General features: G+C 51.0%; 7 protein-coding genes and 2 pseudogenes. 3 read left to right on the forward strand and 6 right to left on the reverse strand.

Annotation, left to right across the window (positions count from 1 at the left end; translation table 11 throughout):
* A partial coding sequence (locus B0B01_RS12775) for an NAD-dependent epimerase/dehydratase family protein (RefSeq protein ID WP_143733102.1) occupies positions 1-167 on the reverse strand: 167 nt, incomplete at its 3' end.
* Positions 168-188: 21 nt separating this feature from the next.
* A pseudogene (locus B0B01_RS13115) lies at positions 189-432 on the reverse strand (UTP--glucose-1-phosphate uridylyltransferase); the annotation flags it as partial.
* Here B0B01_RS13115 and B0B01_RS13305 point away from each other — a divergent pair.
* Positions 331-543, forward strand: a complete 213-nt coding sequence (locus B0B01_RS13305; protein WP_076650460.1) for a hypothetical protein — start codon at positions 331-333, stop codon at positions 541-543. The pseudogene B0B01_RS13115 and the gene B0B01_RS13305 overlap by 102 nt on opposite strands.
* A gap of 241 nt (positions 544-784) precedes the next feature.
* Here B0B01_RS13305 and B0B01_RS12785 read toward each other — a convergent pair whose 3' ends face one another.
* The 4 genes from B0B01_RS12785 to B0B01_RS12795 all read right to left on the reverse strand — a co-directional run bounded on the left by B0B01_RS12785 (position 785) and on the right by B0B01_RS12795 (position 5,756).
* Complete coding sequence (locus B0B01_RS12785; RefSeq protein ID WP_083946389.1) at positions 785-1,978, reverse strand: polysaccharide pyruvyl transferase family protein; 1,194 nt, start codon at positions 1,976-1,978, stop codon at positions 785-787.
* A 90-nt stretch (positions 1,979-2,068) separates the two neighbouring features.
* Positions 2,069-3,178, reverse strand: a complete 1,110-nt coding sequence (locus B0B01_RS13120; RefSeq protein ID WP_143733119.1) for a hypothetical protein — start codon at positions 3,176-3,178, stop codon at positions 2,069-2,071.
* A 47-nt stretch (positions 3,179-3,225) separates the two neighbouring features.
* The gene (locus B0B01_RS12790) at positions 3,226-4,128 is read right to left on the reverse strand and encodes a glycosyltransferase family 2 protein (RefSeq protein WP_076650462.1); all 903 of its coding nucleotides are present in this window, start codon (positions 4,126-4,128) and stop codon (positions 3,226-3,228) included.
* Positions 4,129-4,136: 8 nt separating this feature from the next.
* On the reverse strand, positions 4,137-5,756 hold the full coding sequence (locus tag B0B01_RS12795; protein ID WP_083946391.1) for a glycosyltransferase: 1,620 nt from the start codon (positions 5,754-5,756) through the stop codon (positions 4,137-4,139).
* 563 nt (positions 5,757-6,319) lie between these two features.
* Here B0B01_RS12795 and B0B01_RS13215 point away from each other — a divergent pair.
* The gene (locus B0B01_RS13215; protein WP_159438987.1) at positions 6,320-6,478 is read left to right on the forward strand and encodes a hypothetical protein; all 159 of its coding nucleotides are present in this window, start codon (positions 6,320-6,322) and stop codon (positions 6,476-6,478) included.
* A gap of 244 nt (positions 6,479-6,722) precedes the next feature.
* Positions 6,723-6,960 (forward strand): annotated as a pseudogene (locus tag B0B01_RS13490) (IS5/IS1182 family transposase); the annotation flags it as partial.
* Positions 6,961-7,063 lie beyond the last annotated feature (103 nt).

Consider the following 7,063-nt stretch of genomic DNA (forward strand, 5'->3'; position numbering starts at 1 on the left):
GCGCGGTCGGAAAGGTCGCCTTCCTCGAAGGGGCCGAACTTCACCGCGTCGCGCCAGCCGGTCAGCAGATTGTCATAGGTGACGGGGATGTAACCTGCCGCCTTCAGCGCCTTGCAGGCATGCGAACCGATATAGCCTGCCCCGCCGGTGACGAGTATCGTTTTCATGTCTTCTGGTCCGTCCTGGCCTTACTGTGCCGCCTTGGGAATGATCACGGCGTCCTGGATATAGCGCAGCAGATCATCCTCCGCGAGCGCAAAGGCCACCGTCGCCTGCAGGAAGCCCGCCTTGGAGCCGCAGTCGAAACTGCTCGCCTTCGCAGCGGTAGCCATGCACCGGATTGCCGGCGCTGACGTCGGCGGCGATGGCGTCGGTCAACTGGATTTCGCCGCCTGTCCCGGCCTCGATCTGCTCGAGATTGCGCAGGATCGAAATAGTTTTTCGAGTGGAAATGCATGCAGGAGCGGACGATCAACCAAGGTCACGAGTTTTCTGGAGCTGGACTTGGTCGCCGCCAAGGAATGGGGGACGATCCTGCCATAAGGCAAATCGCCTTGATAACTTTGCCATGCACGGTTCCAAAAGTTACCTGCCCTCTAGTGGTGGACATTCATGCTAGATTTTCGATCTAACGAAAGGAGCGTTCAATGAAGAAGAAACGCCGGTATTTTCCGAATGAGTGCAAGCGCCAGCTCCGGCCTTGGCAGGACCGCGATTAGGTATTCGCGGTAATGTCGTCGATAATGCCGCACAACCGATCGCGCAGCGCGCGTATCTACCATGCTTAGAGACGAGGCAAGACCCGTATATTATGCTTTGCCATTGTAGTCTTGAAGTTTGCGAACCGCTCTATATAGGTTTCCTTGAATCGAGATATCGAACCCGGCGTCAGTCGTGTCCGGATCGCCCCAGCCACACCTTCAGAAATTAGTTCATCAGTTGTCATCCGAGGCAGGTTAAAAAAGTCCGTCAATTCAGCGACTCTGTTATCATGAGAAAGGAAAATTCCGGGTCGGCCCGCCTGCAAGACAGCCACGCCGCCATGGAACCGGTCCCCAATATAGACATCATGCATTAATGCTGCCTGCCGCCAGGCAGATGATTCAGAGAAATAATAGTAGTTAGAAAAGCGAAGAGGAACTTCCGTCGCTTCGCTTAACAAGGCATTAAGCCGGTCACGATTACCGGTACAGGTAGCATCGTTAAAAGAGCCTCGCTCATCCACAAGATCTCCATACGCAAAAAACTCATCCTGAAATACATATGAACCGCGCACACCTTGTATTGCTTTTGCAAGTTTTACGCCACGGCCATAATTACGTCCACCCCTTACTGTGATATACCCGGCCACCATTACATTGGCTTTCTCATTCGCCTCTGCGACTTCTTCCTGCCCGATAGATAATATAGAGGATGGAAAGACAAACATACTCGGACAACCTAAGGCACAGGCATTAGTAAAGCCATTATGATGTAACCACGCTTCCGTCTGAAGACCACGAACACCAAAAACCAGTGCACGCTTATTATAGATATCTAAAATTTCCTGAACAGATGAATGCATACGGGATAGTTCCGGCTCCCCTTGCAGCCCAGCACCAAGCACGATTATAGGCACGGCGTCACCAATAGCATTTAACGCATCTCGAAGCCTAACTAATTCTTTTTTCTCCGAAATAAAGTTTGCGGCTGAAAGAACTAAAAGATCAAAATTTCTGGAAAGTCTCACTCCGATTTGAGCGCCGAAGATCCGATGTAATGTTCCAAGATTTGCAAAGGCAGAGCGTCTTCGTTTACAGGAGAAGATACGCGAGGGAGCTTCAGCGTGGATAATATTTCCGCGATTGCTCGTAAGAGAATGAGTGTCGCGCAGTCCCAAGAATTTTTCCGTTGTACCATGCTGGATACCTGAGGTATTCGGAAGACTTATCTCAGGCAAATAGCTTGATGTTCCAGGTCCATGAAAGAGGATTCTCACGCTTACTCCCTTGCTTTGCCATCGATAGGTTCGTACCGATTCATCCGGCTACGAGTCAACAAATAATTGGTAAAACCCTCACCGACTATCTTAGTTCCTCCAATTATTAAGCCAATCAAGAATGTTTTCTGGCAAGCTTTGCCGTTTAGCATCAAGAACAAGACCTGGCAATGCCTCTTTCAATGCATCTACTTCATTTATAGGACGGCAGCACCCAAAATCCTCAAGATTGGAGTAGAAAGGGTATCGGTCGGTGATTTTGTTTAATTCCTCAGCGATCGGCCGAAAGCATCGTAGCAAAATCTCACGATTTTCGCGTCCAAACACCTCAACCTCTTGGTCTGAGTAGTGCGCAACCCTTGCTCCAGCCGACGACAACCAGCCAACTATTTGACTTGCAGTCTCGCGTTTAAGCTCGTGAAATGCACGCCGCCCAACCTCAGCAAACGCACTTGGCACGGATGGATTCTGATTTTTTGGAATTTTCACATGATTTGGAAAAGAAATTCCGGAGTTCATAATAAAATCATCTACCGACCCTCCCGCCGACTTAACGTCATCGAAGTTTCTTACAATCAGCTTTGCGTCAGGAAAGTGCTCAGAAACCCAGCCCTTTATAAGTTTTGCCTGTTGAATATGGGCACTATTCATATATTCATCAAGTGCTCCTTCAGAGAGCTTAGTAAGCTTAGCACCAAACTTCAATCTCTGTCGGTGCCACGAGGATATATATTCGTCAGGCCGTCGTAAGTTACAGTAGATGGTCACTTCATGATGCGCAAAGCGCCTTGCCAGACGCTTGATACTTTCCTTCTTTTCTGTTAGCCCAAAAAGGGCAAATACTTCAGAGCAAAGGATAACCGACTTTGGGTCGATTGCACTTATTTGGTTATTCAAAGCTTCAAGCATCTGAAAACCGCTCGGCAAGTTCGGATAGTAGGAGGGGACACCATGCCGATCCTCCTCCGTTTTTAGTTTGAGCGCTAATGCGTTGTGGGGCTCAATTATGTTCAGGCTGTCCCCGATAGTGGGCATATCTCGACCTGAAAGGACTACTTGCAAGTTACGTGCCATACCTTGAGATTCAACCGAGGGATATAATATCCCTGCCTGCAGTAGGCGTAGAAAATTACTAGACAAAAAACTTTGAATGGATGTTGAGCCTGTTTTAAAGTGACCAATAAAGATAACTAATTTCAAAATACTCTCCTACAATATTCTGTCATTTTTACCGATAAATATGGACTTTAATCGACTGGCACAGTTTTGGGTAAAAACATCGCTCCTCGAACGACCGACTGGAATATTTTCCTCCGGAGCCTCCAAGGCACATTACCATCTTTCATTTGCTGATGCACACCATAAGTATAGGCTAGTACGCCTAGGATGCCGGACTCGCGTCTACGCCAAGACGTCTCATTGCGGACACCATATTTGAACTTCCACAGACTTTTTTCATCTACCAGCCCGAGATTCACCCCCCGGTTATCGGGTATGTCATGAATTACTCGGCTTTCTGGACAATAGATTCCGGGATAGGATCGCGATAGGCGCCGAGTATATTCCACATCATCGAACCAGATAAAGTAATCCGAGATCGGCAAACCGTGTTTCTCAACTGCCCAACGCGGGATCAGGAGGGATACGAACGAGGCGGAGTCAACTAATGCCCAACCGGAATCAGCTTGCAGGAAACGCGGCCAATCCCAGACCGGGCGTGGTGTGTTCATCTCGCACATGGTACCGTCAATCCACTCTACCCGAGAGCATGCAAAGCTGGGACGCCATTCGGTCGTTACCTGAAACGTGGTGATGGCACTGATCAGCCGTTCGATGGCGTCAGGCTCGGGATAGGCGTCGTCGTCGGAAATCCAGAAATAATGGGCCCCCATAGCATAGGCTGCCTTAAGACCTTCATGAAAGCCGCCGGCACCGCCCATGTTCCTGGGCAGTCGAAGATAGCGAATGCTCAGATCAGCGCGCGCTCGCGCCTCAATTACTTTTTGTGTATCATCGGTCGAAGCATTGTCCACTACCAGGATCGTGTCGGGCCTCCACGTCTGGGTATCAAGCGCATCCAGTACTCTCACCAATTTCGCTGAGCGATTGAATGTTACGATCACTGCAGTCGTCTTGCTTAAGGCATTCATTTGATAAACTACTCTTGCAAGCTCGCCGCTGCATCTTGGTAAACAGGCATCAATATGTCGCGTGCGGTAGGTTCATTCATTATCGCGGACCACGAGCTGACCAAAGCCTCACGCTGGCAGGACAGGAAGTCGGCGTCATGCCAGAGGCGATTTACCGCCCTGACGATCCCTCTGACGCAGGCATGGGGTTCCAAGGGCACTAATAGGTCGGGCGGAATGATCTCGGCTTGCGAGCCAACGTTGGTCGAGATTGGAATGCAGCCCTGTTCCACTGCCTCATAGCAGACGAGCGCCAGCCCTTCGTTGTTCGAAGGCAGCAGCAGGATATCGGATTGCCGCAGGATGTCGGACACCGGCGAGTTGGCCGGTAAAAGCTCAATCTGGCAAGCAATGCCGTAGCGCCGCAGCAGCTCCCTAACGGTATCAAGAAAGGGCCCCTCACCCACGATTTTTCCAGCCAAAACGACATTGTTGCGTTTCGCCCAGATCGAGAGAGCTCGAAACGCTTCAGCAACGATCACCGGACGCTTTTGGTAATAAAGCCTCCCAACAAAAGCCACCTGTAAACGCTTCTTCCCAGGCTTCATATTGAGTTCAGGCAAGCTAGCCTGACGTTCGACCGGTTTAAGCATGCGCCCCAACTTGACCTTGCCAATGAGGTGGAAATTCTCGCGGTAGTAATCGATCAGCTCCTTGCTGATCACATGGTGAAGGTCAATAAAGTTTGACCAGACCCCGGATATACGCGGAAAGCCACCATCGGCGTATTCTATGATATGGGTGCTGTCGATCACCGTGACCCAAGGTAGTTTGGCCCGGACCTGCGGCAGCGATTCATAAAGTGGCCGGCAGTGATGAATATGGATCAGTTGAATGTTCTCGGTCCGAATTAATTTTTCGACATACCGTGGCCAAAGATGGTGCGGCAGATAGCGATCCAGGCGCAGGAAGGTCACATCTGGACTATTGGGCAGCTTTTCCGTCATTCGTTGAATCGAGGGAACCCCTGCGACCACAAAGACGCGCAGTCCTGCCTCCAGTGCCCACTGAATCGTATCGAAGCCCAGCTTTTCGGCACCGCCCACTTCCAGCCAGTGCATCCCAATTAATATCGCTGGACGTTTATCGCTAACCGACTGCTGCGGGCTGGAGAATAGGGTCGACCCTTCGCCGATAGGTAAAGAAATTTGGGAGTGGCGCTTGATTGAATGTTGCTTTCGTAGCATCTCTGCATGATAACGGATTTTTTCGTAAATCATGGGAGCGAACCGATGAACCGCGCGCAGCTTCCTGACTGGTACCCATGGCGCTTCTGTCTGTTTCATCTCAATAGGCAGGGGCTTTCGGGGAATTGCCACCAGAATGGTTATGGTCGGCACACTAGGATGAGCTCCGGGAAGTTCGATCTGACCCAAAAACTGGGAATTTATATGATCAGGGTGAAACGTAAAGGGCATCTCGATGATCGAGGGTGCACTCCAAACAGGATCTGTGCCTGCGTAAAAGACAAAATTCAGCGCCTCCGTAGAAAAAAGACGAGAATAGATAGACAGGACCTCTGAAACCTCACGTTTAATGTGCTCAGCTGGCCCTCCGCAAGTGGAATTGATTGCGGTCATGCTGGTCATACTGATGCAGATCTCATTTGCGGAGTCCCTTAAGCATGCGGTATAGTTGAGAATAGGAAGACGGAAAAGCCAAGCTTATCTCCTGAATCTAAATTTCGTAGAGCTTGCTACAAGGATCTGTCGGCGTGCGTCCGCCGCTGCAGTTGCTCGCGTGTGTTATACTCGAGATAGTTATCATCATCAGAGCCACATTCCATCCTCGCGGCACGGCGTACCGATCCGTTTCAAAAAACTCCGAAACTCGGTTGTCACGTGGCGCTTTTAGCATTCTCCGATAAATGCTCCTGTGCAACACTGGACGGTGCAAATGGCGATGTCCCACGATAGATGTTGGCATAGGTTCTCCGTTGGCAATACCGGCTGCTCCAACTCCAGCGCCTCGATTTGGGCTTCTTCTTTTATATACAATCTAGTAGCCGGGCTAAGTATGCCATGTCGAGGTCGACAATATCCTGCACCTTGCCGACGGACAACCCACCGGTGGACAGTTTAGATGTCTCGCTCATGCCCGAACAGACCCGCACTCATGCAACGCTCGTGCCGCCACTGCAGGCGGAACGGCGATGACGACTGCCAAAAAAGCGGGAGGATCGATCACGGCTGATCGTCGGCGCCGGAACTTGGGAATTTACTTCAGCACTTCTGGGAAACTTCAATCGGCGCTAACATCTCGCTGGACGGCAAAGCGCTACTTCGACAACATCTTCATCGAACGCCTCTGACGATCGCTAAAGTACGAGTGCGTCTCCACGAACGCCTAGGAAACCGGTTCGCAGGTCAAACTCAGCGTTGGTCGATGGCTCCCTTCTACAAACCATCCGCGGCCTTACGCAGCCCATGGCGGAAAGCCGCCTACCGTGGCCCACTTCAACCAGATCGAAACCGACCAGCCGGGCAGAGAGTAGCTTAAATCACCCCGGAAACTGTCGAAGGATCGGGGAGTAGCAGCCTCTCTTCGGCAGGCTGCTACTGGCAGATGTGGACCATGATGCTGATTGGATCAGGGAATCTTTTAAAGTCAAGGGATTAGAGGCCCGCACCTCCGGCCGGAAGTCTCGCATGAGTCGATGAAATACGACAAACGACGCTACAAACGGCGCAACCGCATCAAGATTATGTTCGGCTGCCTCAAGAACTGGCGGGTATCGCCATACGATACGACCGATGTGACCTGCCACGGGATTTTTCCTCCACCGTCGATTAGAGTCCGGCCCAACTTGGGGACGGACAATGAAGCGAACGAGATTTACGGACGAACAGATCATCGGCATCCTGACGGAGCACGAGGCCGGCGCGAAGTGCGCGGA

The sequence above is a fragment of the Pontibaca methylaminivorans genome, assembly GCF_900156525.1.
Classification (GTDB): Bacteria; Pseudomonadota; Alphaproteobacteria; order Rhodobacterales; family Rhodobacteraceae; genus Pontibaca; species Pontibaca methylaminivorans.